At 57.5% G+C, this 765-nt stretch carries 1 pseudogene; it reads left to right on the top strand.

Features of this window, described 5'->3' with window-relative positions:
- Nucleotides 1-303: 303 nt before the first annotated feature.
- Nucleotides 304-765 (top strand): annotated as a pseudogene (locus tag CSC70_RS13830) (IS1595-like element ISXca4 family transposase); the annotation flags it as partial.

Here is a 765-nt window from a genome sequence, read left to right as displayed (position 1 = left end):
GTTGTTACATGGGTGTGGGTAAAAATAGAACGCTGTGTTCCGCAGGGTGCGGGACCGGTACGATATCCACACGTTTCCACAATCGCAGATCTGCTTGGCCGTCGTCCTCGCATCGTCAAGCATTGTAGCCATGTCGGGAGGAACTAGAGGGTCGGCAGGGATTCATGTAAAAAAAGCCAAAAGTGAGCTAAATTGTTGGAAGTAAAGGTTTTCCTGATTAGCCCTGACCCTCAGCCATCAGTCGCAGGATCTGCGCCGCGCTGTGTGGATGCTGCTGTCATCTGAAGCCAACGAGGTGACGTGATGAGCATCAATGCGGTGCAGTTCCAGGCTGGATTGTCGATGCCTGAGTTCTTCGCGTCCTACGGCACCGAGGCCAAGTGCTATCGCGCGCTCTACAAGTGGCGTTGGCCGCAGGGCTTTCGTTGCCCTGTTTGTGCCGGGCGCGTGCGCTCGCGTTTCAAGCGGGGTGCTGCGATCTACTCCCAATGCAGCGCGTGCCGGCATCAGACCAGTCTGATGGCAGGCACGATGTTCGAAGGCACCAAACTGCCGCTGCGCACCTGGATGCTGGCCTTGCACCTGTTGACCTCGACCAAAACCAACATGGCCGCACTGGAGTTGATGCGGCATCTGGGCGTCAACTACAAGACGGCCTGGCGGATGAAGCACAAGATCATGCAGGTCATGGCCGAGCGCGAAGCCACGCGGAAATTGGCGGGTTTCGTGCAGATCGACGATGCCTATCTCGGCGGCGAGCGTAAC

Source organism: Pseudoxanthomonas kalamensis DSM 18571, from assembly GCF_010211745.1.
GTDB lineage: Bacteria > Pseudomonadota > Gammaproteobacteria > Xanthomonadales > Xanthomonadaceae > Pseudoxanthomonas_A > Pseudoxanthomonas_A kalamensis.
The sequence above is the reverse complement of the archived record's forward strand: the minus strand, read 5'-3'. Positions and strand labels throughout refer to the sequence as shown.